This window comes from Moraxella bovoculi 237, from assembly GCF_000696305.2.
Classification (GTDB): Bacteria; Pseudomonadota; Gammaproteobacteria; order Pseudomonadales; family Moraxellaceae; genus Moraxella; species Moraxella bovoculi.
This window is the reverse complement of sequence record NZ_AOMT01000005.1, coordinates 74,741-101,579: the sequence shown is the minus strand read 5'-3', so window position 1 is coordinate 101,579 and position 26,839 is coordinate 74,741. Positions and strand designations below refer to the sequence as shown.

Genomic DNA, 26,839 nt, shown 5'->3' with positions numbered 1-26,839 from the left:
AAAGATTCGGCGGGCAACTGTCTAAATCACTTACTAATTATTTACTCTAAAACAAAGGGTTTAAACTTGCAATCGCTTAGACAGACTCAGCAGTCATTTTATGCGCTTGCCAATAGGTTTGTTGATTTTCATTTTTTTTATTTCCCAAAATGCACTTTTAAGGAGTAAAAAATTTGGCAAATAAATCATTTCATGCTTTAATAGCCACTTTAATAAACCACTATTCCAAATAATAAATTTTAATCATCAAGCCGCCCATGAAAACACCCACCATCATCAGCGCCACTTTTAAACAATCACCTGCCGATTTTATCGTCACCGAACGTATGGACATTGATTTTGATGGTGCGGGTGAGCATCTGTGGCTGAATATTAAAAAGATTAACATGAATACCGTCTTCGTCGCACGTCTGCTGTCTGAATGGGCGGAGATTCCTGTGCGCGATGTGGGCTATTCTGGGCTAAAAGACCGTCACGCCGAGACTCATCAATGGTACAGCCTACGCTTGCCCAAGAAAACTGCGCCCAGTGTGGATTTTGGCGATTTTATTGCTGATAAATTACAACAAGATGAGAAGATTGAGATTCTGCAAAGTCATTGGCATGGCAGAAAATTAAATCGCGGCACGCATAAATCCAACTACTTCACGATTACTTTAAGAGACGTGCAAGGCAAGGTAGATGATATCGAGGCCCAGCTGTCAGACATCGCAGCTCACGGGGTGCCAAATTATTTTGGAGAACAACGATTTGGGCATGATGGCGGTAATCTAACCAAGTCGCAGGATTTTTTTGATAAAATCATAAACAGCGCCAAACCCTATAAACCCCACAAAAAAGACCTAGAACGTCATGGCATGCTCATCTCTGCCACGCGCAGCCATTTGTTTAATGAAATTTTGGCATTGAGGGTCGCCAATCACACATGGGATAAAGGTCTGACAGGCGATGTATTTAACCTGAACGGTACAGGCTCGGTATTCACCGCCCAACTCGATGATGAGATACGAGCCCGCCTTGACGCCAAAGACATTCACCCTACCATCTCGCTATATGGCATGGGCGATAATAAAGCCACTGACGATGCGCTCGCTCTTGAAAATCAAGTATTTAACGATGTCAAATACAATACGCTCATCCAAGGCCTACAAAAGGTAGGTGTAAAAGCATCAAGACGCGCCACACGATTATTAATCAGTGATATGAATTGGCAATGGATCGATGGCAATCTAGAGCTAAATTTTGAACTACCTAAAGGTGCATTCGCCACGGTGGTGCTTTATGCCCTTGCGCACAACTTGAATGAACCTACTCGCAGACAGGTGTGATTTATCACATTTTATGAACAAATTGTCACGCAATACACAGATTCACCCGCTATAATAGGGGCATTTATTTTATTTAATTATAGATAATTCACAATTTAATATGTCAAAGAAACTCTCCTTACTTGCACTGTCGATTTGTTTTGTCATTCAAGGCAGTGCGCACGCTTTTGTTATTACAGATGGCAAAAAAGTCACGCCAACAACCGATAATGACAAAGCCACACCAGATAAACTTGTCAAAAACAACAATGATGATCTGGACGAAAGTCGCTCTGATGAATCAGAATCTGATGCGTCAGATTTAGAAAATACAGACAATCAAGACAGCCAAGATGCCAAAGACAACGAAGAAAAACCAGAACGTCCGATCTGCTCACCTGACGCGCTGGCGGTAGGCATTCAGCATTTTTCTTATGATGAGATTTTTGCTGAGGATTTGGTGTGGAGTGGCTATGGTGGCAAAAATGAAGAAAACAAGCTAATCCACAAAGACGTCAAAGAGCCACTGCAAACTCTGGTCAATGCTGCCGCTAAAGATAAAGTTGCGCTATATCCCAGCTCAATTTTCCGCTCAGTGAGACTGCAAGACACCATCATTAAACGCAAAATTCGTCAAAAACAACCACCCAAGACCATCTATCACACGTCATCGCCTGCAGGCTACTCTGAGCATCACACAGGCTATGCGGTGGATTTTGCGCCGATTGATGCCAAATTCGCCAAAGGCAAGGGTTATAAATGGCTGATGGAGCACGCCCATGAATACGGTTGGGAGCAGACCTTTACCAAGGAATATAGCGAAAAAAGCGGCGTATCTGAAGAGTCGTGGCACTGGCGATACGTTGGTGATGAGCATGGTCAAACGATCTTCACACCCAGAGAATGCCAAGCTATAGAGGTAGAGACTGATGAAGCTGATACACTAGATGAAACAATCGAGGACAGTAAAGAAAATCCAAAAAACAAAGAAACTTCGTCCAAGCAGTAAAAGTCAAATAGGCAATAAAAATCCAACCATTAAATTATAAGGTTGGATTTTTTATTAAAGCTTCGCAACATAAGACAGCGCTTCATCCAAAACCGCAGTGGCATGATCACTATATCCCGCACCAGGGGCATTAATCATGCCAACAAACACATACCACCTGCCTTGGGTGTCCATAACGTAGCCTGCCAGACTCTTAACATTATTCAGCGTACCCGTCTTAATATGCGCATGCCCAATGGCAGGATGCTCAGGATCTCGCTCCGATAGCGACATCATCGTGCCAGATTGACCAGCGATTGGCAAAGAAGCCTTAAACACTTCAAAATTCGGCTGCTGATAAGCGAAAGCAAGCAGTTCAGCCATCGCTGCTGGTGTTATCGCACAGTCTCGGCACAGTCCCGATGCTCGGCTCATCATGGGCGGCTGGCTACTTAGGTGCGTCTGCCACCATTTGCTAATAAAGTTAAGCGCACTCGGATAGTCAGAGGCTGGGTCACTCACTCCTGCCACCCCCATTGATAATGGCAAAGACAGCGCCACTTGCTCGGTCATCACGTTATTAGAGTGTTGGTTGATGAGATAAATCTGCTCGCTTAAAGGCTTGGAAGGATAAATTAACCAAGCAATGCTAGGGCTTACAACATCATCAATACGCACCCGCCCTGCAAACCTCTCATCAATCGACTGCCATATTCCTTTTACCGCCTTGATTGCCAAAGTGTCAGCATCGCTGAACGTCAACCAATACGATTGACGACCACAATCAGCACGCGTACCACCAAATACGGTCAGCTTCTTATCATTTAGGTGAAATTTATTTTCGCTTAAGCAGCGTGTATCATTGGCAGAGACCTGACTTGGTGCACTAAAATCTGCCAATGGTGGCAGTACCTGCAAGGCAGCACTTTGATGATCGCTTGGGATAAACTTGGTCGTCTGACCTGTTGGCGTCTGAATAATCTCATCACGCCCTGATGGCAACACATCAATCTCAACTGTGCCAAAATTCACCAAAAAAGCATTCGGCGCAGCATTATAGGCACGCATTCCCTGCCCATCAAAGGCATTAATGTTAAATTTAACATCTTGGAATGCAGAGTTATCGATGACGATGTCGCCTTGGATGTGTCGAATGCCCCTCGCCTCAACCTGTCTTAACATGGCGCGCAGACGATCATGCGTCATGGCAGGATCGCCAAACCCTTGAATCACAAGGTCACCGTACAGCGTGCCATTCATAACCACACCTTTAGGATGAACGCGCGTTATCCAGCGATGGTTCTCCCCCAATGTGTGCAAGGCGATGAATGTCGTGACAAGTTTTTGGGTGGAGGCAGGTGTGCGCAGCTTATCAGCACGATGGCGGATGATGGGTTCAAGTCTGGTGTTGGCATTGGCAGTATTAGAAAGATCGCCATCTAATGGCTCAACCCAAAAGCTCACCTCATCATCAGACAGTCCTGCAACCGCCATCTTTTCACGGATGCTTTGTGGGAGTGTGGCCGCAGGCAAATCATAGGTGACAACAGTCGCCATAGAATCATTGACCACGTTAGAGCTCGGCTCATTCGCCCATGACGTTGTCGCCATAACACCAAAAGCCGCCATCAGCCATCGATACATAAATACTCCGCACACGTTTATGATACATAGTGAGCCTAATCATTATTCAGATTATAAACTCAAATACTTTAAGCAAAATAACGATCCAAGCCTTCTTGGATGCCTGAACTGATCACACCCTTTAATGGCTTCGCCAAAAATGCCAAATCCGCCTCAAAAATAACCTTATCCGCATCCAAAAAAGCACGCCCGTCCACACCTGATTTTTTGATGGCGACAGTATCCGTATCAATGCCCTGCTCGTAGGTGGCATCTACCCCAAAAGTCGCCTTAGCTTCTTCTAGCCATTTTTTGGCTTGAGTGCGCGCCGTTTCTAAGTCAAAATTGTGGCGTTTCTCGATGCGAATGTCAGGCATAATCTCTCCAATAAATAAACACAATAAAAAAGATTGCTCATTGTAGAACAATCTTTTGGCAATTACGATATAAAATATGTAAACATTATAATCTTAAGGTTGCCATTAGGTCTTTGGTAGAGTAACACCTGTTTGACCTTGGTATTTGCCGCCACGGTCTTTGTAGGATGTCTCACACACTTCATCGCTTTGGAAAAATAGCATCTGAGCCACACCCTCGCCTGCATAGATGCGCGCAGGTAGGTTTGTGGTATTACTAAACTCTAGTGTCACATGTCCTTCCCATTCAGGCTCAAGCGGGGTCACATTAACAATAATGCCGCAGCGTGCGTAGGTGGATTTGCCCAAGCAGATGGTCAATACATCACGTGGAATCTTAAAGTATTCAACCGTACGCGCCAAAGCGAATGAGTTTGGTGGAATGATGCATTCATCACCCACCACATCAATGAAACTGCGCTCATCAAAGTTCTTAGGATCGACAATGGCAGAGTGCACATTGGTGAATACTTTGAACTCATTGGCGCAGCGCACATCATAGCCATAGCTTGAGGTGCCATAGCTTACGATCTTATCGCCACTTTCGTTGTGTCGCACTTGATTCGGCTCAAATGGCGAGATCATGTCATGCTCAGCTGCCATTTGGCGAATCCAACGGTCGGATTTAATGGACATATTATTTCCCAGTATGAATTTGTCATTAATTTGCCGTCATTATAATGGATAAGCTTAAGTTATTCAATGCAGCCATCAGTTAAAATATGCGACCGTCTTTGCGACTTCTGGCGAATTTGCCAATGCCTTCATCGATGTTCTTAGCGATGTCATCATAGATGTGCGCAATGCTAGAACCGATGAGCTTTGGTGTGCCATTATCCATCTGCTCACGGATGTGCGCATTAACGGGCATCTGCCCTAACAGTGGTACGTCGTACATGGTCGCCATGTTCTTACCACCATCCGCGCCAAAGATATGATCGATATGCCCGCACTGGCTACATACATGCAGCGCCATATTCTCAACAATACCAAGTATGGGAATGTTAACTTTATGGAACATCTCAACGCCTTTTTTGGCATCGAGTAACGCAATATGCTGAGGTGTAGTCACTACGACCGCACCCGTGACAGGAATGCGCTGCGCCAAAGTCAGTGTAATGTCCCCTGTGCCAGGCGGCATGTCGATGATCAGATAATCCAGATTTGGCCAATTGGTCTGATTGTACATCTGCATCAGCGCGCCTGTCGCCTTAACACCGCGCCAAGCGATCGGTGTATTGTCCGTCTCAATCAGATTACCAATTGACAGCATGGCAAGTCCGTCCGCCTCGATTGGTACGAATTGGTCATTTTCAACATTGGGTTTTACCCCTGCCATGCCAAGCATATCAGGAATGGATGGTCCATAGATGTCAGCATCCAAGATACCGACTTTTTTACCAAGTCTTTGAAGCGCAAGGGCGATGCTCACCGTCGTAGTGGACTTACCCACACCGCCTTTGCCTGATGCCACAGCGATGATGTGACGAATGCGTGGATGCGGCGCGATGTCGCTTTGGGTGGGTGCACGCTTGACGGGGGCAGGTTCTGCTTCTTTGGACTCGGTTGAAATATAGGTCTGAGCCGCCCCATCTCTAGAGGCTGGCGCAGTATCGGACAGTACGACATTTAGATTAACTTCCTCAACACCGATCGTGTGCAGACGCGTGCGAAGCGCGTGATAGACGTTCTCGAGCTGCTTTTGATCTGCATCTTTGTGGATTTTTAGTGATAAATTCACCACATCGCCGACGATTTCGCTGCTTGTCACATGATGATTGAGCGGCTGTCCGTATAGGTTAAATTCAGCCATGCTCTCATCCACATCCGCCTGAGAGAACTTATTTTTCTTAAAAATATTAAACATGATTTGCCTTATTATAATGATTAACCAAATAATCCGTCAGCGCGCGCCTTCGATAAGATGCCTACATAGGACACACAGAACAACATGAACGACAACACCCAAGCCACTTGCGACACCAGCACCCAAGTCATGTAATCACCGCCAAACATCGGCAGCAACACTCGGCAGAGCGCTGACACAATCATCAATATAAAAATCGCGCCCACTGTCTTGGGTGGCTGATGAATGTTGCGCCCAGTGTGCCCCAACGCCACTCGTGCCATCATGGCAACCGTCATCAGACCCACACCGAACAGCGCCAATCCATGCAGCCCCAAGGCATGCAGATTCATGCTGCTATCAATGAACGGATAAACCACAAAAATCAACATACTCACCGTCATACCTGCAAATGCAATGACAAGTGACCACAACAAGGGTTTTTGCCAGATGCCTGCATGATACCAGTTTTTGAGGCGAAGCGCATTAACAATAAAGCAAATTAAAGCAAAAATCGCTGCAACCTTCGGCATGACGACAAATAAATCAAACACAATAAAGCCAAACAGTCCCACGAGATTCACCCTGTCTAGCAGCGCAGAATTTTTTTGTTTCACATTGATGCCATTCGACTTACCATCGTTATTAACACTGATGCCCTTAACAATAAAAAATGGCAAAACACGACGACCGATGGTGAAAACCACCCCAATCACCAAGTATAACGCCGCATATACAGATACTTGTTGCATGCTCAGATGATTGGTAAATACACCCGCATAAAATGCCAACTGCGCGATGTATAGCAAGGTTAGCTTGGCAACAACGCCAATTTGGCGCTTTTGGCGTGCTGCCCAAACTGCTCTAATCACAGCAAACGAAGTCAATCCCCAAAACAGCATATCAAGCACAAAGGCCACCACAAGCATGGCATTGCTTGGTACAGCATGCGCGCCCGCCCACATAATACGCGCCAGTGCCCACGGCAAAAATATCGCAAAAAGCTTCCAGCCATAAGGCATGGGCTGATTCGTCCATGTCTTGACCGCCGTCAGTAGAAATCCTGTAATCACCGCCAAAGCATAGCCAAACACCATCTCATGACCATGCCAATAAAAAGGATTTATTACACCTTTAAATGGCGCAAATCCTTGTAAGATCGCAAGCCATAACAGCATGGCAACCACTGCAAACAGCGCCGACCCCACAAAGAAAATCCTAAATCCAAGATTTAAAATCGGGTGAGGCGACGTGGGACGTTTGGCGGTATTTTGGATATTCATGAGCATGGCGAGTGCCTTATGTTTGCAGTTTTATTTTTATATGATACGCCTTATATATGGCATTTTCAAATTATCCAAAAGCGGTAGGCGGTGCACTGATTTTTTGATAAAATATACAGTTTTATCATGAAGAATAGACATGCCACTTCTTACCACTGACTTTGACTACCATTTGCCTGATGAACTCATCGCTCGTTATCCGCTTGCCGTACGGTCAAGTTCTCGCCTGTTGCACGTGCAAGGCGACACGCTTTCCGACTTGAATTTTACCGATTTGCCTGATTTGTTAAACAAAGGCGATTTACTTGTTCTTAATGACACCAAAGTCATGAAAGCCCGTCTATTTGGGGTTAAGGACACAGGCGGAGCAGTGGAAGTATTGATAGAACGCATTACCGACCACGACAATCACATCGCCCATTGTCATGTACGCTCTAGCCGTGCGTTAAAGGTGGGGCAAATGGTGAGTCTGGCAGACGGGGGCATGACGGCGACCATGTGCGGACGGGCGGAAAATTTGTTTATCCTGCAATTTGATGCACCGATTTTGGCGAATTTGGAGCGTTATGGGCAAATGCCGATTCCGCCTTATTTTGAACGCACGGCAGACGATACGGACGACACCCGTTATCAGACGGTATTTCACGACCCTGCCAAGCAGGCAAGCGTTGCCGCCCCGACCGCCAGTTTACATTTTGATGATGAGACCTTAGCATGTCTTAGCGATAAAGGGGTAGAGATTGCCTTTGTAACCTTGCACGTGGGGGCAGGTACGTTCGCCCCTGTCAAAGCAGACGATTTGACTGACCACATCATGCACGCCGAATACGCCCACCTGCCACAGGTGACTGCCGACAAAATCAACGCCACCAAGGCACAAGGCGGAAGGGTCATCGCCGTGGGAACGACCGTAACTCGCACGCTTGAAACTGCCCATTTGTACCGTGTGGACGGACAGCTTACCGAGTTCGCTGGCGATACGCAGATTTTTATTTATCCGCCTTATGATTTTGGTGTGGTGGATAGGCTGATTACCAATTTTCATTTGCCAAAATCCACGCTTCTGATGCTCGTATCCGCCTTTGCAGGCACGGATAACATCAAACACGCCTATGCTCATGCGATTGATAGGAAATACCGCTTTTTTAGTTATGGCGATGCGATGATTTTGGATAAGTCTTGATAACTCTTTTTTAACCACCACCCATCTAAAAAATAACACATCATGAGCGACAACAAAGACACCCAAGACGATGAGATTGAGTTTAGTCAAGACGAGCTTGAAGAACTCAAAAAACAAGGCATCGATGACGATGAGCTTGATGACATCGTCAAATCAGTCAATGAAGCACTGTCTAACAACGCCAACGCCAAAGAGATTTATACCGCCTATGATAAGATGGATTTCACCCCTTATCATGCAGATGGCACACCATTGATGTCGGTCTATGTCGCGATTAATTTCTTTGAAATTAAACACAAACCTAAGAAAAAGAGCAAAACTGACGACAAAGACAGTAAAGGCGATAAAGCAGCGACACTTAGCGAAAAGCAGTCCACAGAATCAGCAACAACGCCAAATAAGACTGCTGATAAACCACCCAAACTCTCAAACGTTACAGACAACACCAAAGACAAAGGCGACTCTACCAAAACATCTGATGGCGAGAAAGAAAGCGACGATGACAAGCAAAAACAAGCTGACATCGTCCGCACCATGCTTGCCAAAAAACACAGCGAAAAAACCGTAGACCACAAGAGCGTACGCATTAATATCGAGGCTGGCGCCCTACCAACCAAGATGTTCTTTATCATGAATGGTCTATCCGCCATCATCGCAGGCTATGGGCTTCTTGCCAATTCACCCGCGGTGGTGATTGGCGCCATGCTGGTCGCCATGATGCTATCGCCCATCACCGGTGCCGCCCTTGCCGCGATTGATGCGCGACTGTCATTATTAAAAACCTCCCTAATGACGTTATTCGGCGGCGTGTTTGTCATTTATGCTGTTGGTATGGTGCTTGGACTGTTATACCCTGACAACGTGATGACGTCCGAGATTCTATCTCGAACCGCACCAACAACAATGGATCTAATAGTGGCCTTAGCTGGTGGCGCGGCAGGTGCGTACGCCATGATATCCCCTAATCTATCGGTGGCAGTCGTTGGCGTTGCGGTAGCGACCGCCCTAGTTCCGCCACTGACAGCAAGCGGCATCCTCCTATCAGCGGGCGAAGCAAGGCTTGCCATGGGCGCGCTGATACTTGCCATTACCAACATGCTCGCCATCCAATTCACCAACGCGCTTGTTCTGTGGTTTGCAGGATTTCGCCGCACCCTTGATGATAAGGACGTCAGTAAGCTTGGTCAAATTGGATTGTTCCTAAAACGAAACAGCGCGGTACTTCTTGCACTTGTGCTCATTGGCGGCTATCTGTCAATGAATCTAAAGCAAACTTTAAATGAGCAAAACTTTGAACGCCAAAGCATCGCACTGATCGAAGAAAACCTTCAAAATCAACCAAACCATCTCATGTCCCAAAATTTCTCTCAAAATAAGGACACTCGAACCGTTCGCTTAGTGCTAGAAGGTACCACACCGCCAACACAGGCGCAGGTCAAACAGCTTGAACAACAAATTCAAGACATCGCTAACCACAGATTCAAAGACGGTAAAGCCATCAGCCTACAAGTTCGCTTCATCCCACAGATCATCATCGAATCTGACGGAGTGAATCGCCATGATGTCAAGCTTAGCTCTGATGACATCAAACAGCGAGAAAGCGGCATACCCTAGCATTATTTCAATGTCAAATTATGCTATAATAGCCAGTTTTGAAAATTAATTATTCGGATATTCATGAAATTCACGCTACATAAAACCGACACAAAAACCCGAGCCCGTCGTGGCACGGTACACCTAGCTCATGGCGAAGTTCAAACCCCTGCCTTTATGCCTGTGGGGACGTATGGCACGGTCAAGGGCATGCTCCCACGAGACATTCACGCCATTGGGGCGGACATTATTTTGGGCAACACCTTTCATCTGTGGCTACGTCCGACCACAAGCGTGATTGATGAGTTTGGTGGATTGCATGAGTTTATCGGTTGGGATAAGCCGATTTTGACCGACTCGGGCGGTTTTCAGGTGTTCAGCCTAGGGGCGATGAGAAAAATCACCGAAGAAGGTGTGCATTTTCGTTCGCCTGTGGACGGCTCCAAGGTGTTTTTGTCGCCTGAGATTTCCATGCAAATCCAACACTCCCTAAACTCCGACATCGTCATGCAGTTTGACGAATGCACGCCCTATCCTGCCACGTACACCGACGCCCGAAAATCGCTTGAATTATCACTCCGTTGGGGGCAACGTTGCCTTGAGGAACATCACAAACTGGGCAACAAAAACGCTCTGTTTGGTATCGTGCAAGGCAGTATGTACGAAGATTTGCGGATGCAGTCCTTGACCGCTTTGACCGACATGCCCTTTGACGGCTATGCCATTGGCGGACTGTCGGTGGGTGAGCCAAAAGATGAGATGATAAAAGTATTAAATTATCTACCAAACCGTATGCCGTCTGATAAGCCACGCTATCTTATGGGCGTGGGAACACCGTCCGACATCGTGGAGGCGGTAAGACGGGGTGTGGATATGTTTGACTGTGTCATGCCGACCCGTAACGCCCGTAATGGACATCTGTTTACCAGCACGGGGGCGGTTAAGATAAAAAATGCCGTTCATCGCCACGACAAAAATCCCCTAGATAGCGAGTGCGACTGCTACACTTGCCAGAATTTTAGCCGTGCCTATTTGCACCATTTGCATAAATGTGGCGAAATGCTCTCAGCCCAGCTCAATACCATTCATAATTTGCGCTATTATCAAAATCTCATGAAAGGCATTCGTGAAAGCCTAGAAAATGAGACGTTTGATGAATTTGTGGCGACATTTTACGCCAAGCAAGGTTTACAAGCACCTGCCCTTTCATTAAAATAAATCATTTAGCTTATTATCATCTTACAATCCACCCACAATAAAAAACACACGCTCAATTGGATGTGTGTTTTTTTGATTTTAATTACTGATCGTTTGGCACTTTATCCATATCAATGTCAGGATTTTTTACCAGATGGATGGCCGATAGAATCAACCCATCCCAAATCGCTGACAAAGCAACAATCATAATCATCAATGCTGTACTATTCATGATAATCTCCTTTTTGTGCATCATGTGAGCTGTGACCTTTAGTTTTTGTCAATAGCAGTGCACCAAGGGCAAACACAGCCACGACACCCCAGCCAAATACTGCTTGGGTCACAAAGTCATAACCATCATAACCTTCTGTCAGTAGTGATTTAATACTTAAAAGAAGTGCGATAATCAATGAAATCGGCATGATGACGGTTAGCATGAACGCCCAGCCTTTGCCAATCTTGATGCTTGAGATGCCATTGATATGACGGATTAGCTTATCAAGTAGGCCACGGTTTAGCCATGTTACCCAGATGATAGACAGCACTGCACCAAATACAACGCCGATGTTATTAGCGAAGTGGTCAATCACGTCAACGAAAGTGATCGCGGTTTTGGTTGAGAATAGCGCCAAAGAAATCAATGCAGAGATACCACCAACTACAGTAACGGCTTTCTTGTGAGACCAGCCAAATTTATCTTCAACTGCAGAGATTGGCACTTGGATGATACTTGCCATCGACGTCAAGCCCGCCACGAATAGCGAAGCAAAAAACAACACACCAATGATCGTACCTGCCTCATCCATGCTAGAGACGATTTTAGGGAAGGCTACGAATGCCAAGCCAATACCGCCCGACACCACTTCTATACAAGACAATGCTTTGTGTACATAACATTGCCATAATGTTGCTAGCGTAGTCTGATTTATTAACGCAAAAAAGTCAAGAGAAATAAAATACAAAAACCCATAACGTCGAGTTATGGGTTTTTATGTGTGACGGTGCGTTAAAATCAGCCTAACGCGTTAATCCTCGCCCACTATTCTTTAATGAATCGATGAATAACTGAACCTTAGGCTCTGCGGGTAGCATTTTTTCAAGCTCGGTCAGCGCTTGATCGCGAATCATCCCAGAACGGAAAATCACGTGATATGCTTCATCAAGCGCTTTGATGGTGTCGCCACTCCAACCTTTGCGGCGCATACCTTCTTTATTAATGCCGTGCACTTTGGCAGGATTGCCCGACACCATGGTGAATGCAGCCACATCTTTTAGGATAAGGCTGGCACCGCCAATCATGCTGTAATCATCTATCTTGCAAAATTGATGAATGCCAGACTGACCGCCGATGATTACATAGTTGCCAATATGGCTATGCCCTGCCACACCCACATTGTTAGCCAGTACGTTATGATCGCCGACCATGCAGTCATGGGCGATATGCGTGTTAACCATCAGCAGGTTATGACTGCCGATCTTAGTTAATGCATTATCCTGTACAGTACCTCGGTGCAGTGTACAAGACTCTCGAATGCGGTTATGGTCGCCTATTTCAAGATAAGTTTCTTCGCCTGCGTATTTTAGATCTTGAGGATTCTCACCAACGCTGGCAAATTGATAAATCTCATTATACTGACCGATCGTCGTATTCTCACCAACGATAACATGACTTCTTAGGACGCTGTGCGCGCCAATTTTACTGTTCTTGCCGATGATGCAATACGCACCAATCACGGCGGTGTCATCAATGATGCAAGAGTCATCAATGATGGCGGTTGGGTGAATATTCATGCTTATCCCAAAACTTTATTAACGTTCTTATATGTCATTATTGTAATACCAAATGACTTATAAGTCAGCCACTTTTTGACGAGCAATCATAATCTCAGCACTACAAGCCAGCTCACCATCAACATGCGCGGTACATTCAAATTTATAAATGTCACGCATGCTTCTGGTCGCCTTTGAGCGGATCACTAATGTATCGCCCGTGCTGACCATTCTTTTGAAGCGGACTTTATCCACACCCGCGAACAGATACAGATAACCACTTTCAGAAGTTTGTCCTGCGCTAATAAAGCCCAAAATCCCAGAAATCTGTGCCATCGCCTCAACCATGAGAACGCCTGGCATGATTGGGTTGTCAGGGAAATGCCCATTGAACAGCTCTTCATTGATGGTAATGTTCTTATAGCCTGTAATCCAGTTATTCGGGGAGCAGGCTGTAACACGATCAATGAGCATGAACGGATAGCGATGCGGCAGATAATGCTTAATTTGGTCGTATTTGAGTGGCAAAGTAACGCCGCGCTCTGACAGCGCGTCTAGATCTTCTTGGCTAAGTAAATCAACATCAAGATGGGTGTTTGACATGGTTTTTTTTCCTAAGATATTAAGTATGATTATTAATAAGTTTTGGTTGGCTGATGGACAATTCTCTGGTTACTTTTCACCAGATTGGCGGAATCTCACCGCCGCGCGTCGCCATTGCATTGACGGTAGAAGTCCCGTGCCTGATGAATAACTGCCAGATTCTTTGATATTACCCGTGACCATTGACATGCCCGTCAAAGTCACACCATCTGCAATCACCAGATGACCAGATACACCGCTAGCACCGCCAATGATACAATTACGTCCAATATGCGTCGAACCGGCGATGCCAACCTTAGCAGCGATGGCTGTACTGTCGCCAATATGGACATTATGGGCGATCTGCACCAGATTATCAATGATGACATGATTGCCAATGACGGTATCACCAACCGCACCACGATCGATACAAGTATTACTACCAATGCGTACGTCATCACCGATAATCACTCGACCAAGCTGTGCGATGCGCTGCCATTTTAGACCTTGAGCGGTGGGATTTGGCGCAAAGCCAAAACCTTCTGAGCCAATGCTTGAATTTGCATGGATGCGAACACGATCGCCTAACTGACTATGATGCGCGATGCTCACATGATGTGCGATATGACAGTCTTCACCAAGCACTGTGTGGTCTTCGATGCTCACAGACTGACCAATGATCGTTCCTGCACCTATCTGCACACGCTCTCCGATGACACAATACGCACCGATCTCAACACCGTCTGCGATGATGGCGCTGTCTGCAATGATGGCGGTGGGATGAATGGCTTGCTTAACGATGTTCTTATAAGCAAACAGACCACTGATGGTCGCATATGCCAAATATGCGTCTTTGACAATGACAGTAGTCACATCTGTAGGCGCATGATTCATAAATTTTTCATTGATCAGCACCATGCCTGCGCGTGTGTTTGTAAGATCATCAATATATTTGGCGTTGGATAAAAATGCCACTTCATCAGCACGAGCACCCAATAGATTCGCCACACCTGTGATGTCTTTAGATGCCTCACTAGCACTAAGTGCAGCCTTATTGATGACAGGCTGCACTTGTTCTATGATATCAATCAGTTGAGCGATGTTCGCCATTAGAACACGCTGCCGATTTGGAATTGAACTTTCTCTGTCTTATCACCGTCTTTGCTGCCAATTGGCTTGGCATAGCTGATAGATAATGGACCAATCGGTGTGTACCATGTTGCACCAACACCCGCACTATAACGCAGATCTTTGTCTTGTTCAAGCACTGGGTATCTGGTTGAGGTGGCTGCACCATTGGTAAGCTCATTAAGGTTAACCGTCTCTTTATCCATGCCTGTGGTATCAAACACCTGACCACCCTCAAAGAAAATCACAGGACGAACCTGATCCACCCAATCCCCCTTGAACGGCATTGGTAAAATCAACTCAGTACCAAAGGTAGCCAGCGCATTACCACCTACGCTCTCCCCAAGCGCATAACGCTTACCAACACTTGCTACTTCATAAGGTTGCGAGCGAGGACCTAAGCTAGATGAATCATAGCCACGTACCGAGCCATAACCACCGGCATAGAAATTCTCGTAAAACGGCAAATTATTACCATAGCCTAGACGTGTATAACCACGTAGCGTGCTGCCCCTCCAGAATGGGATATAGATATTACCGTTATAGACGGCTTTTTGGTATGTCTTATCACCAAAGCCTAAGGTCAGATCAACGCTATGGCTCATACCCTTGGTTGGGAATACTGGTTTATCAAGGCTTGAGTAACTCCAGCCTAGCATGGCGTTATAGGTTTTGTAATCTGTTGAGAAGCTTGCTACACTACCCGATGTGTCGATCGAGCCACCATCATCCAAAAGCTGCTTAACATTGCTGATTCGCATTTGGCGACCACCACGAACCTTGGTATTATCAATGTTAATACCACCGCTGATGCGCTGATTTTCGTTAATTGGATAACCGTAAGTCAGTGACGCGCCATAAGAATCTAGGACGTAATTACTGATGTTTTTCTTATCGTATTTGGTTTTACGAGAATAGGCGCTGATGCTCTGAGATACGCCATTTTCGGTGAAGTATGGGTTGGTCACACCCAGGCTATATACTTCTCGCGTCTCTGAACGTGAGAATGACGCATTGACACGATTGCCTGTTCCCATGAAGTTCGACTGAGACAGATCCACTTGAAATGTCATACCACCCGATTGGCTGTAACCTGCTGCAATGGTCGATGAACCAGATGGTTGCTCTTCAACAACATAGTTAATGTCCACCTGGTCAGGGGTATTCGGCACAGGGCGAACGTCCACTGTCACGTTCTTGAAGAATCCCGTACGCATCAGACGAGCGCGCGACAGCTGGATCTTAGAATTTGAAGCCAGTGCACCTTCTAATTGGCGCATCTCACGGCGTAGAACTTCATCCTTGGTTTTTATGTTACCACTAAAATTAATGCGGCGAACATACACAGCACGCACAGGGTCAATATAGTAGTCAATATCAACGGTGCGCGTCTCGTCATTGATGCGCGTGATTGGGCGGATTTGAGCGTAATAATAACCGTCATCACCGAACTTGCTGGCGACGTTGGCGGTCACTTCTTCAAGCTTGGCTTGTGAGAATGTTTCGCCTTCTTTGAAATTTACCAATTTATTAAGCTCAGCGACGTCATAAGTCACATTACCCAAGAACTGCGTCTTACCAAAGTTATACTGCTGACCTTCGGTTAAGGCAACTTCAACGAAGACTTTATTTTTTTCTTCGTCAATGTTTAGCGTAGAATTATCTACTTTAAAACGAACAAAGCCTTCATTCATGTACAATGCCTGTAGCGCTTCTAGGCTGGCATTTAGTTTCTCTTGGCTATATCGATCAGACTTTGACAGCGGATTCCAATTTTTGTCTTTTAGTGCGAATTCATCCTTGATGGTCTCATCGCTAAAGTGCTGATTGCCGATGATATTCACATCGACAACGCGAGCTGCTTTACCTTCGATGAATTCGATGTCCAATTTAACACGGTTACCATCAAGCTGAGTCTGCTTAACCTTGATGTCGCTATTGTAATAACCTTGTGAAATGTATTGGTTTTTTAGCTCATTTTCGATAGAGTTTACGGTTGACTGCTTAAGTACATTACCAACCATCAGACCCGTTGTTTTTAGACCCTCTTCAAGGCCTGCTTTTGGGATGAGTTTATTACCTTCAAAGTTAAGCTCAGCGATTACAGGACGTTCGGTCACATAGAATACCACGCGATCGCCCTGCACATCAGCCTGTACGTTCGAGAAATGCTCGGTTGCGTACAGCGCACGAATACTGTCTGCAAGCAGCTCATCGGTAACGCTCTGACCGATACGGATTGGCAAAGTGGTCTGCAAACTCTCTACAGTAACACGCTGCAACCCATCAATGGCAATGTCATTGGCAATAAAAGTTTCTGCATGAGCAGAGGCACTCATTGCCATGATGACTGCCGCAGTTATCGAAGTGGTCGCAAAACCAGTAAAATTAAACATACGCATAAACCATATCCACGTAAAACAATTAAAATATTGGATTTATAAATTCCAAATTTTGGAAATTTTTAAAATAAAGCTTTGAATAAGACGCCATCAAAAAACATTGGTATTTGGCAAAAACCGCCATGATTTTTTGATAAGCGTGTAAATAATTGTGCTAAATTAAGCGAAAAAAGCAATTTTGGCAAGCCCTAAAAGAGATTTATTCGCACTTTTTATGAAAAATAATGCAATCTAGGCATTAGCATGTCAATTTTTAACCAATCAGCCAAATAAACGCATGATATCGTTACCAATTGCAAGCACCATGAAACATAAAAGCAAGGTCATGCCAACTCGCAAACCTGCCATTTGCACCTTTTCACTCATCGGTTTGCCACGTAATAATTCATAAGTGTAGAACACCAAATGACCGCCATCTAGCACAGGAATCGGCAAAAGATTCATCACCGCCAATGATAAGCTGATGATCGCTGCCGTTGATAACACCTGCTGCCAACCAATCTCAAAGCTCGTCTTTGACACCTCAGCGATGGTGATTGGTCCTGAGATGTTCTCAATGCCGATCAGCCCTGTAACCATCTTGCCTAAGGCATTAACCGTCATCTTAGCAAGATCATAGGTCTTCATGAATGACTTAGCAATCGCCTCTGATGGTGTGTGGTGTATCGTCGTGCGATAGTCGCTTGGAATGCTACTTTTGCCATCATAAGCGACCTTGACGCCGATTTGCCCGATGATCTTATTGCCAGATTTGACGCCTTTTGGCATAACTTTGACATTCATGGGCGTGCCATCTCTGATGATGGCAAAATTCAGCATTTGCTCAGGATTATCACGAATGATGCTCGTGGCATCTAGCCAATTAGTAATGGGCTTATCATCAATGGCGACGACTTTATCACCCACCTGCAGCCCCATGAGCGCTGCGGCACTCTGTGGCACTATCTGTGATAAGACAGGTTCAATCACGGGCTGATAAGGCAGCGCACCTAAGCTTGTGACGGCGTCCTGCCCCTTTTGCTCGCCTTGCATGAATGCAGCAATCGGGACGCTTTTTTGGGTGTATTTACCACCCTGTTCAGTACGGATGTCAAGCTGACCTGTCTCACCCATCCGATGAGCCAAGGCATAATTCACCTCTTCCCATGTGGTGATGTCTTTACCGTCAATAGCGGTTATTTTTTCGCCGACCACAAGCACACTAGACGCTGGCGAATCAGGCAGAATCTTGCCAATGCGCGTATTTAACTGCTCGCTCGGCTGCAAAAAAAGCACAAAAAACAGTCCAATCGCGATGATAAAATTCATCAAGGGACCCGCTGCAACAATGGCGATTTTCTTTAACGGATGCTGATTATTAAAGGCTAAGTGCCGCTCATGCACATCCACATTGCCTTCGCGCTCATCTAACATCTTAACATAGCCACCCAATGGAATGGCAGAAATGCGATAATCAATGCCTGATTTTTTGCTTGTCCAGCCGAATAATTTGGGACCAAAGCCAATAGAATACGTCAAAACTTTCACGCCGCACAATCGCGCCACGATGTAATGACCCCACTCATGTAGTGCGATGAGCGGACCCAATACGCATACTGCCGCCAAGAACATCCATATGATTGTCATGCTGTCACGCCTTTATCTATATAACGTACAGCCGTCTGACGCACTTTATCATCCATATTTAAAATTTCGTCCAAATTCTCAAACTTATCATCAAAATGACTCGATAATGTTAAGTCCTCTAAGCACTGACGTACAATGGTTGCAATGTCGGTTAGGCGAATTTTCTCATCCAAAAATGCCGCAACCGCAACTTCATTGGCGGCATTTAATGTGATGCAAGCGCCCACACCACGCTTGGCAGCGAAACGCGCTAGTGCCAAGCTGACAAATTTCTCTTCATCAGGCTTGATGAACGTCAGCGCAGACAGATCATACAGATCAAGACTCTTAACGTTGGCATTCATGCGATTAGGATAAGCAAGCGCGTGCGCAATTGGCGTCTTCATGTCGGGATTGCTAAGCTGCGCCAAAAATGAACCGTCAACATACTCTACCAGTGAATGCACCACACTATCAGGGTGTATGACGATGCTGATGCGATCCTCAGAAAGGTTAAATAAGTGACAAGCCTCAATCAGCTCAAGCCCCTTATTCATCATGGTGGCGCTATCAATGGATATCTTTTGTCCCATTGACCAATTCGGGTGCTTAACGGCATCTTGAACGCTCGCCTGACGCATCTGATCGATGGATTTATGCAAAAATCCACCACCTGATGCGGTAAGCCATAGTTTTTTTATGCCATGGCAATCCTCATGAATGGCACGATTATCCATTTGAATCACTGCGGGCAAGCATTGATAAATGGCGTTATGCTCACTATCAATCGGTAAAATCACCGCCCCTGACTCTCTAGCCGCCGTCATTACCAAGTGACCTGCCATGACCAAAGATTCTTTATTCGCCAATAAGATGCGCTTACCTGAACGCGCCGCCGCAAGCGTTGAAGACAACCCTGCCGCACCCACGATCGCTGCAACTACAGTATCCACCGCTTCTTCTGATGCAATACGAATCAAGCCTTCATCACCTGACAGCACGGTCGTAGTTAGATCATACTGGTTCAATTTTTGGTGAAATTCATCCACATATTCAGCCGCGACACACACGAATTCTGGCTGAAGCTCTTGGCAAAGCGCCAACAATTTATCAATCTGACTAAATCCTGACAAGGCATAGACACGATATCTGTCACGATGCAAGCGTGCAAGCTCAAGCGTGCTGTCACCGATGGAGCCGGTTGCACCCAGCACAGCAAGATTTTCTCGTGTTGTATTCATTGGCTGACTCATATTAGCTAATTTTTCTTTATTATAATTGTAAATAGTATCGGCAAGCAGTAAATTATAAAATCTGCGATAAACTCGCCATGTGCATTCTTATCCAAACTTCAGTGAATACACCCATCTCAAGCAGTGACCAAAAACTCAGCGCAAACACAGGCGTAGCGGACAATAACGAATCAATACGATCCAAGACACCACCATGACCTGGCAAGATATTGCCTGAGTCTTTAATGCCAGCACGTCGTTTTAACATCGATTCAAAAAGATCGCCAAGCACGCTCGCTGCCACCGTCACCGCAGATAATGCCAAGAACCACGCCAAAGCACCACCAGATAACTGCAAATACTGACCCACAATGGCTGCAACAACACCTGATGTCACAAGCCCTCCGATCAAACCTTCGACACTTTTATTCGGAGAGACATTAGGTGCAAGCTTGCGTTTACCAAATTTACGTCCCACAAAGTACGCACCACTGTCAGCACACCACACCAATAAGAACACATACATGAGCCACCAAGGCGACATCTGCCAAAGCCCATACATGGCCGTGATCGCTGCAGTCAGTATCACGCCGCCCATATAGACCAAGCGACGTCCATACCATTTTTCTTTATTCGGGTACTGCTTCACCCACAGTAACGCCATCGTCCAGATAATGAGCGACGCACCCCACCAGAATGCCCAAGTCTGCGGCACAAAGATCGACACCATCGTCACGATCAATGCGATCAGCACGAACAGCATTGGCTGCTTCCACTTTGGCATGAGTTTCGTCCATTCGTGCGCAGCGATGAGCACACCGAACGACAACAAAGGAATGACAAAAATAGGCTTTGAGCTTGCGAATAATGCAAAACCCACAATCAACACCAAAACAATGGCAGTTTTAATACGTTGCCACACGGTCAGCTCCTTATATGTTGTCCATCACTGGCGATTTGTTCGCTTGTTTTGCCAAATCGACGTTCACGATTGGCGAATGCCTGCATCATCTCATCAAGCTCATCACAGCCAAATTCCGGCCAAAGCGTCGGGGTAAAAAACAGCTCAGCGTAGGCAATCTGCCACAAAAGAAAGTTAGAAATGCGATAATCCCCACCTGTGCGAATCAACATATCCACTGGTGGATAGTCTGATAATTGGATGTGATTACCAAGAGCGTCAGCATCAATTTGATCAATATTAATCTTGCCATCAATAGCATCTTTCGCCAAGATTTTTGCAGCATTAGCAATATCCCATTGACCGCCATAGCTGATGGCGATCACCAATGTCATCGCATCAAATTGCGCAGTCTCACGCTCAGCATCTGCCATCAGTGTAGCCAGCTTATCACTTAAATGCTCACGCTCACCGATGAATTTTAGACGAATGCGATATTTATGCATTCTAGGCATCTGCTCATGAATGGTCTGCGCCAACAGATCCATCAGTAGATCCACCTCCGCCTTAGGTCTTGCCCAATTCTCCGACGAAAAGGCAAATACCGTCAACACCTGCACACCACGCTCCAGACAATGCTCCACGATCGGATCAAGTGCGTCTTTACCCTTGACATGACCCTGCCCAGTGGCTAAGTTTTGGGACTTGCCATAGCGGTTATTGCCATCCATGATGATGGCGATGTGCTTTGGGGTGATGCTAAGCGGCGGTAAATGGGTATCAGACATAATCACACTTTTTATGATAAATAATAAAAACAAAGACTTACACAATATTATATCAAATCAGCCAAGCCGATCATCATAACTTGCATAAGTCTTGCGGCTTAATTTTATTGGTATAAAATTAAGCCAAAATTATCAAACTTCCATCAACTCGCTTTCTTTTTTGGCCAAGCGCGTATCAATGGTTTTAACGAAATCATCGGTTAGTTTTTGGATAACGTCAGCAGCGCGGCGCTCATCATCTTCTGAGATTTCTTTGTCTTTGACCAAGTTTTTGATGTCGCCCAGCATGTCACGGCGGATGTTGCGTACAGACACACGAGCAGATTCGGCATCAGCACGAGCGATTTTTTGCATGTCTTTACGAGTCTCTTCAGTCAGTGCAGGCATTGGTACACGAATCACGTCTGCAGTCATTGGGTTGAGACCCAAATCTGCCTCACGGATTGCCTTATCTACAGCTTGTACCATTGAACGATCGAACGGCTGAACTAATAATGTTCGACTGTCTTCAACGTTGATGCTTGCCACTTGGTTGAGCGGCATGTCAGAACCATAATAGCTTACCATCACACCTGATAGAACACCCGGGTGAGCGCGTCCTGTGCGCAGTTTTGCAAAGGCATTTTCCAATGATTCTAGTGATTTTTGCATACGGCTTTCACCGTCTTTTTTGATGTCATCTAACATATAAATTTCCTTAAATTAACAATACTCAAAACCTAATTAGTGATAAACGCGCGTGCCTTCAGCTTCACCCATGACGACATTAAGCAACGCATTTGGCTTATTCATGTCAAAGACTTGAAGAGGAACATTGTGCTCACGACAAAGTGCGATCGCAGTCAGATCCATCACGCCCAATTTACGCTCAAGCACCTCATCGAATGACAGGCTGTCATACTTGACTGCATCTTCGTGCACGCTTGGGTCTTTGTCATATACGCCATCGACTTTGGTTGCTTTTAGAATTAGACCGGCTTCGATCTCAATACCACGTAAGCAAGCCGCCGTATCAGTGGTAAAAAATGGGTTGCCTGTGCCCGCAACGAAAATACATACCTCGCCATTATTAAGGTGACGAATCGCCTCACGGCTAGAATAAGGCTCTCCGATGGTCGAGATAGACAGTGCAGACATCAGGCGTGTCTTGATGTTACGGCGCACCAGCGCATCGCGCATGGCAAGACCATTCATAACGGTCGCCAGCATGCCCATCTGATCGCCAGTAACACGACCTACCAAGCCTTCTTTTTGAAGGGTACTGCCGCGGTATAGGTTGCCGCCACCAACAACGATGCCCACTTGTACACCAAGCCCACGCAGGTGCGCGATTGATAGGCTCATTTGATCCAAGATAGATGCATCAATCCCCATGTCGCGGCCGCCCGCTAAGGCCTCACCAGACAATTTTAAAAGAATGCGAGAGAATTTTGGATTTTTATCAGACATACCGACCCCGATTGATATTGAACAATAAATTGTCTAGAGCTACTAGACAAATTGTCATAATTTTAACACATTTTGGGCGGTTTGGATAATTTTCTTTTGATGAAAACTAAATGTGACAGGCAGGTGTTTGATTGAGCTTTACAAGAAAAATCGAGTCGTATTTTTAGATAAATTCTTAATTAGCGCGGCGCTCTTGGACGATTTTTAGATTCGGGTAGGTTAAGGTGACAGTATAACGCACGCCGTTTTTTGAGGTATGGTTGACAAAGGCGGGTTCGCCATGGTGTGTTTGCAGTTCGATACTGTGAACTTGATGGCCACGCTCCTGAAGTTTTCGGATGGCTTTGGTACGAGTTTGCGTAAATTCGGCACGATCGTACGCTTGTAGAAGGCTATCGACATCATCGGTAGTGGTATTCGCCCACGCAGGTGCACCGAGCAGTGAAAACATCGGTATGCACATCGCTAGGAATATTGTTGGTATTTTTTGCACAGGCTACTCACAAGATGGGTATTTTGACAATAAATATCACAATAAAATAAAGCTTAAACATGCCAAAAATAGTTGGCGCAGTATATCACGACAGCCCAGATAAGTCAGTCAAGCTTACGCTTTGATATACATTGTTACACAAAAGCAACCAAAGGCTAACAAGCAATAAAAAAAAGACACCCCATTTGGGATGTCTTTTGAGTTTGAATGATATTACATCCAAAGCAAATACGCCATGACGGTTACGATAGCGACAGCAGCCAAGTTCAAGAAGAAACCGACTTTCATCATGTCGCCCTGCTTGATATGACCTGTACCCATGACAATCGCGTTCGGCGGGGTCGCAACAGGCATCATGAATGCGCACGACGCACCAATACCAATCACCATCACAAGAATCTCTGGCGGCAAGCCAAGTGCAGTACCAATAGGTGCGAACAGTGGCACAAGCAGTGCAGCAGATGCGGTATTACTGGTGAACTCCGTCAAGAAGATAATGAATGCAGCCACCACTAGAATCACGATGATCGCTGATGATCCTGCAAGACCGCCAGAAATCTGCTCAGCCAATACTGCTGACGCACCTGTGTCTCTCATAATACCTGATAGCGCAATACCACCACCAAACAACATGAGTACGCCCCAGTCAGTGTTATCAGACACTTGCTTCCAGCTTACCAGACCTAGCATCAGTACAGCCACAGCAGCAAACAGTGCAATCACTGTATCTGGCGATTTAAAGCCGAACATCTCGCCCAGCTGCTTGCCAAAGATCCACGAAGTCGCAGTGATGGTAAAGACAACAATGGTCATCACACGTGGCATTGTCCAAGGAATGTCTTCATAAACAAGGCTAACTTTATGACTAAGGTTTGGACGTAGAATCAGGTACATCACAGCCAGTAAAACTGGCAAAGATACCAGCATAACTGGCACACCAAATTTCATCCAGCCCATGAAGTCAAGACCAAGCTCTTTGGCAGCGATGCCGTTAGGCGGTGAACCAACCAGTGCACCAATACCGCCGATAGACGCTGAGTATGCAATACCCAAAAGTACAAAGATAAAGGTATTGCGATCTTTGTTCACGTCAACATGGCTCAATAGACCAATTGCCAACGGCAGCATCATCGCAGCAGTTGCTGTGTTACTGATCCACATTGACAAAAATGCAGTTACCGCAAAAATCATCACAATCGCACGACCAAGATGACCACCCGCCAAGCCCACAAGACCAAAGGCGATCTTGCGGTCAAGCTTCTGAACGTGCATGGCAGCAGCAAGCGCAAAACCACCAAAGAATACAAAAATAATCGGATGAGCAAAGCTGGTTAATGCTTTTGTGGTGTTGTATTCTGGAATGCCGATAAAGATGGCAAGCATTGGCACTAAGATTGCCGTTGCGGTGATGTGGATGGCTTCTGTCAGCCACAAAATACCAATAAAGGTAGTAAGCGCCAGACCTTTATTTACCAATGGCTCAAACGGCAAAATACTCGTTGCTAAAAAGTATGCGATGATCGCAGCGATTGCCGTAATGACAATGCCTTTTACCGCATCAGAGCGCACCTTGCCAGATGGCGGCGTTTGGTCGTCGTTATGCTGATAGTCGGTTCTAAGCGAAAAATCAGTCTCTTTTTCTTGAGTTGATTGAACCATATTCGTTCCTTAAAAAATAACCATGGGTAAAATTCGTCCATGGCTCTATGCAAATTCACTCAAACAATGCAAAATTCTTACGCGTAAATAGTTTCACACGCACGTAATTACGCTATAATAACATAAAGGCTACAACTAGCAAAATAATTTATCATTACTGTGACAATTTAATTTAGACAGACTAATTAAAGTAAGGTTACTGATGGTTTTGGTGGACTTCTCGTTTTAATTTAACTTTACCAACACAAGAACTTTGTTTATACTAAAAAACCAATTTGGAGACGATCTTGAGAGCAGCAGACTGGATATTAACAAGCGTGATGTTTGTGCCAATCATCACAACGATTTTGCCATTGATTAAACACGATCATTGGGTATTTCGTATTTTTGATTTTCCACGCCTGCAGATCGCGGTCGTCAGCCTAATCAGCATTCCTTTAAATCTATTATTTGCCAGTCACATTGGCTCTGTGTTTTGGGCGCTTGCCATTGTTAATGTCATCTGCTTAATTTATCAGACAGCGCAAATCATCGCCTACACCCCGCTGGCTCGCCCACAAGTGCAGATTTATCAAGGTAATGAAGACGATAGAACTCTATCCGTGCTGATTTGTAATGTTCTAACCTCCAACAAAAAATCCCACCTATTATTAACACAGATTCACGATCATCAGCCAGACATCGTGCTGACTCTTGAGAGCGATGCCTGGTGGCAAAGCCAAATGGACGTGCTAGAACAAGATGGCTATGAGCACACTGTCAAGATTCCGCTGGATAATCTATATGGCATGCATCTATACAGCAGGCTCACCCTAGAAGATGTCGAAGTGCGCCATTGGGTCACCGAAGACATCCCATCCATCAACGCAAAAGTAAAGCTTAGATCAGGCGAATATTTACGCATCTACTGCCTGCATCCCATGCCGCCAAGCCCAACCGAGTCAGCCACTGCCACGGGCAGGGATGCTGAGCTTTTATTGGTGGGGCGCGAGATTGAGTTCATGGATGAGCCTGTTTTGGTGTTTGGGGATCTTAATGATGTGGCATGGTCATCCACATCGCAGCTATTTCAAGAGATTAGCGGACTGCTTGACCCGCGTAAAGGACGTGGATTTTTTAATACATTTCATGCCAAATACCCCCTATTTCGCTGGCCGCTTGATCACATCTTCCATAGTCATGACTTTATGATGCACACGATTAAGGTTCTGCCCAGTGTTGGCTCGGATCATTTCCCTGTCTATGGTAAATTTCAATACCATCCCAAAGCAGTCCTAACCCAAGAAGAACCCATTGCTGACAGCGATGAGATTCAAGAAGCGCTAAATAAGATTGATAAAAGCGAACCGATAAAACAAATCGTTAAACAGAAGTATTGATCAGTCCGTCATGTA

At 45.6% G+C, this 26,839-nt stretch carries 25 protein-coding genes; 6 read left to right on the top strand and 19 right to left on the bottom strand.

Going from position 1 to position 26,839, the window contains the following annotated elements:
* The first annotated feature begins 257 nt into the window (after positions 1 to 257).
* Together truD and MBO_RS00895 are read left to right on the top strand one after the other, a co-directional pair.
* Positions 258 to 1,328, top strand: a complete 1,071-nt coding sequence (gene truD, locus MBO_RS00900; RefSeq protein ID WP_036362132.1) for a tRNA pseudouridine(13) synthase TruD — start codon at positions 258 to 260, stop codon at positions 1,326 to 1,328.
* A 100-nt stretch (positions 1,329 to 1,428) separates the two neighbouring features.
* Positions 1,429 to 2,316 (top strand): M15 family metallopeptidase, encoded by an 888-nt coding sequence (locus MBO_RS00895; RefSeq protein WP_052585204.1) that lies wholly within the window; start codon positions 1,429 to 1,431, stop codon positions 2,314 to 2,316.
* Between the two features lie 54 nt (positions 2,317 to 2,370).
* Here the strand turns inward: MBO_RS00895 and dacB are convergent, their stop codons facing one another.
* The 5 genes from dacB to MBO_RS00870 all read right to left on the bottom strand — a co-directional run bounded on the left by dacB (position 2,371) and on the right by MBO_RS00870 (position 7,469).
* The gene (gene dacB, locus MBO_RS00890) at positions 2,371 to 3,939 is read right to left on the bottom strand and encodes a D-alanyl-D-alanine carboxypeptidase/D-alanyl-D-alanine endopeptidase (RefSeq protein ID WP_036362129.1); all 1,569 of its coding nucleotides are present in this window, start codon (positions 3,937 to 3,939) and stop codon (positions 2,371 to 2,373) included.
* A gap of 68 nt (positions 3,940 to 4,007) precedes the next feature.
* On the bottom strand, positions 4,008 to 4,295 hold the full coding sequence (locus MBO_RS00885) for a polyhydroxyalkanoic acid system family protein (RefSeq protein ID WP_036362125.1): 288 nt from the start codon (positions 4,293 to 4,295) through the stop codon (positions 4,008 to 4,010).
* 105 nt (positions 4,296 to 4,400) lie between these two features.
* Positions 4,401 to 4,970 (bottom strand): dCTP deaminase, encoded by a 570-nt coding sequence (gene dcd, locus MBO_RS00880; protein WP_036362122.1) that lies wholly within the window; start codon positions 4,968 to 4,970, stop codon positions 4,401 to 4,403.
* A gap of 79 nt (positions 4,971 to 5,049) precedes the next feature.
* Positions 5,050 to 6,201, bottom strand: a complete 1,152-nt coding sequence (locus tag MBO_RS00875; protein WP_036362119.1) for an Mrp/NBP35 family ATP-binding protein — start codon at positions 6,199 to 6,201, stop codon at positions 5,050 to 5,052.
* Positions 6,202 to 6,221: 20 nt separating this feature from the next.
* The gene (locus MBO_RS00870) at positions 6,222 to 7,469 is read right to left on the bottom strand and encodes an NnrS family protein (protein WP_036362116.1); all 1,248 of its coding nucleotides are present in this window, start codon (positions 7,467 to 7,469) and stop codon (positions 6,222 to 6,224) included.
* Positions 7,470 to 7,602: 133 nt separating this feature from the next.
* On the opposite strand from MBO_RS00870, the gene queA reads away from it, so the two are divergent.
* The 3 genes from queA to tgt all read left to right on the top strand — a co-directional run bounded on the left by queA (position 7,603) and on the right by tgt (position 11,457).
* Positions 7,603 to 8,646, top strand: a complete 1,044-nt coding sequence (gene queA, locus MBO_RS00865; RefSeq protein ID WP_036362113.1) for a tRNA preQ1(34) S-adenosylmethionine ribosyltransferase-isomerase QueA — start codon at positions 7,603 to 7,605, stop codon at positions 8,644 to 8,646.
* 42 nt (positions 8,647 to 8,688) lie between these two features.
* Positions 8,689 to 10,260: a DUF389 domain-containing protein gene (locus tag MBO_RS00860; RefSeq protein ID WP_227712639.1), complete on the top strand. Its 1,572-nt coding sequence runs from the start codon at positions 8,689 to 8,691 to the stop codon at positions 10,258 to 10,260.
* A gap of 63 nt (positions 10,261 to 10,323) precedes the next feature.
* Positions 10,324 to 11,457, top strand: a complete 1,134-nt coding sequence (gene tgt / locus MBO_RS00855) for a tRNA guanosine(34) transglycosylase Tgt (RefSeq protein WP_036362110.1) — start codon at positions 10,324 to 10,326, stop codon at positions 11,455 to 11,457.
* A gap of 82 nt (positions 11,458 to 11,539) precedes the next feature.
* Here tgt and MBO_RS00850 read toward each other — a convergent pair whose 3' ends face one another.
* From MBO_RS00850 to MBO_RS00785, 14 genes are all read right to left on the bottom strand, one after another.
* Positions 11,540 to 11,668 carry a methionine/alanine import family NSS transporter small subunit gene (locus tag MBO_RS00850; RefSeq protein ID WP_118873342.1) on the bottom strand — a complete coding sequence of 43 codons (129 nt, stop codon included), beginning with the start codon at positions 11,666 to 11,668 and terminating at the stop codon, positions 11,540 to 11,542.
* Positions 11,661 to 12,314: an SLC5/6 family protein gene (locus MBO_RS00845; protein ID WP_227712638.1), complete on the bottom strand. Its 654-nt coding sequence runs from the start codon at positions 12,312 to 12,314 to the stop codon at positions 11,661 to 11,663. The genes MBO_RS00850 and MBO_RS00845 overlap by 8 nt, the downstream gene beginning before the upstream one ends.
* A 139-nt stretch (positions 12,315 to 12,453) precedes the next feature.
* The gene (lpxA, locus tag MBO_RS00840; protein ID WP_036362105.1) at positions 12,454 to 13,227 is read right to left on the bottom strand and encodes an acyl-ACP--UDP-N-acetylglucosamine O-acyltransferase; all 774 of its coding nucleotides are present in this window, start codon (positions 13,225 to 13,227) and stop codon (positions 12,454 to 12,456) included.
* Positions 13,228 to 13,284: 57 nt separating this feature from the next.
* A complete protein-coding gene (gene fabZ / locus MBO_RS00835; protein WP_036362102.1) occupies positions 13,285 to 13,809 on the bottom strand; it encodes a 3-hydroxyacyl-ACP dehydratase FabZ in 525 nt (174 codons plus the stop codon).
* A gap of 69 nt (positions 13,810 to 13,878) precedes the next feature.
* Positions 13,879 to 14,898, bottom strand: coding sequence for a UDP-3-O-(3-hydroxymyristoyl)glucosamine N-acyltransferase (lpxD, locus tag MBO_RS00830; RefSeq protein ID WP_036362099.1), 1,020 nt, complete (start codon positions 14,896 to 14,898; stop codon positions 13,879 to 13,881).
* Positions 14,898 to 17,318, bottom strand: a complete 2,421-nt coding sequence (gene bamA / locus MBO_RS00825) for an outer membrane protein assembly factor BamA (RefSeq protein ID WP_036362096.1) — start codon at positions 17,316 to 17,318, stop codon at positions 14,898 to 14,900. The genes lpxD and bamA overlap by 1 nt, the downstream gene beginning before the upstream one ends.
* 261 nt (positions 17,319 to 17,579) lie before the next feature.
* Complete coding sequence (gene rseP / locus MBO_RS00820; protein ID WP_036362092.1) at positions 17,580 to 18,944, bottom strand: RIP metalloprotease RseP; 1,365 nt, start codon at positions 18,942 to 18,944, stop codon at positions 17,580 to 17,582.
* Positions 18,941 to 20,164 (bottom strand): 1-deoxy-D-xylulose-5-phosphate reductoisomerase, encoded by a 1,224-nt coding sequence (dxr, locus tag MBO_RS00815; RefSeq protein WP_036362089.1) that lies wholly within the window; start codon positions 20,162 to 20,164, stop codon positions 18,941 to 18,943. Before dxr ends, rseP begins: the two co-directional genes overlap by 4 nt.
* Before the next feature lie 64 nt (positions 20,165 to 20,228).
* A complete protein-coding gene (locus tag MBO_RS00810) occupies positions 20,229 to 21,077 on the bottom strand; it encodes a phosphatidate cytidylyltransferase (protein WP_036362086.1) in 849 nt (282 codons plus the stop codon).
* 2 nt (positions 21,078 to 21,079) lie between these two features.
* Complete coding sequence (uppS, locus tag MBO_RS00805) at positions 21,080 to 21,844, bottom strand: polyprenyl diphosphate synthase (RefSeq protein WP_036362083.1); 765 nt, start codon at positions 21,842 to 21,844, stop codon at positions 21,080 to 21,082.
* 132 nt (positions 21,845 to 21,976) lie between these two features.
* Positions 21,977 to 22,531: a ribosome recycling factor gene (gene frr, locus MBO_RS00800; RefSeq protein ID WP_036362080.1), complete on the bottom strand. Its 555-nt coding sequence runs from the start codon at positions 22,529 to 22,531 to the stop codon at positions 21,977 to 21,979.
* A gap of 36 nt (positions 22,532 to 22,567) precedes the next feature.
* The gene (gene pyrH / locus MBO_RS00795) at positions 22,568 to 23,293 is read right to left on the bottom strand and encodes a UMP kinase (protein ID WP_036362078.1); all 726 of its coding nucleotides are present in this window, start codon (positions 23,291 to 23,293) and stop codon (positions 22,568 to 22,570) included.
* Between the two features lie 175 nt (positions 23,294 to 23,468).
* Entirely contained in the window at positions 23,469 to 23,786 is a 318-nt protein-coding gene (locus MBO_RS00790) for a PepSY domain-containing protein (protein WP_152545073.1), read from the bottom strand.
* A 213-nt stretch (positions 23,787 to 23,999) separates the two neighbouring features.
* Positions 24,000 to 25,445 carry an SLC13 family permease gene (locus MBO_RS00785; protein WP_036362073.1) on the bottom strand — a complete coding sequence of 482 codons (1,446 nt, stop codon included), beginning with the start codon at positions 25,443 to 25,445 and terminating at the stop codon, positions 24,000 to 24,002.
* 287 nt (positions 25,446 to 25,732) lie between these two features.
* On the opposite strand from MBO_RS00785, the gene MBO_RS00780 reads away from it, so the two are divergent.
* Entirely contained in the window at positions 25,733 to 26,824 is a 1,092-nt protein-coding gene (locus tag MBO_RS00780; RefSeq protein ID WP_265013575.1) for an endonuclease/exonuclease/phosphatase family protein, read from the top strand.
* Positions 26,825 to 26,839: the final 15 nt, after the last annotated feature.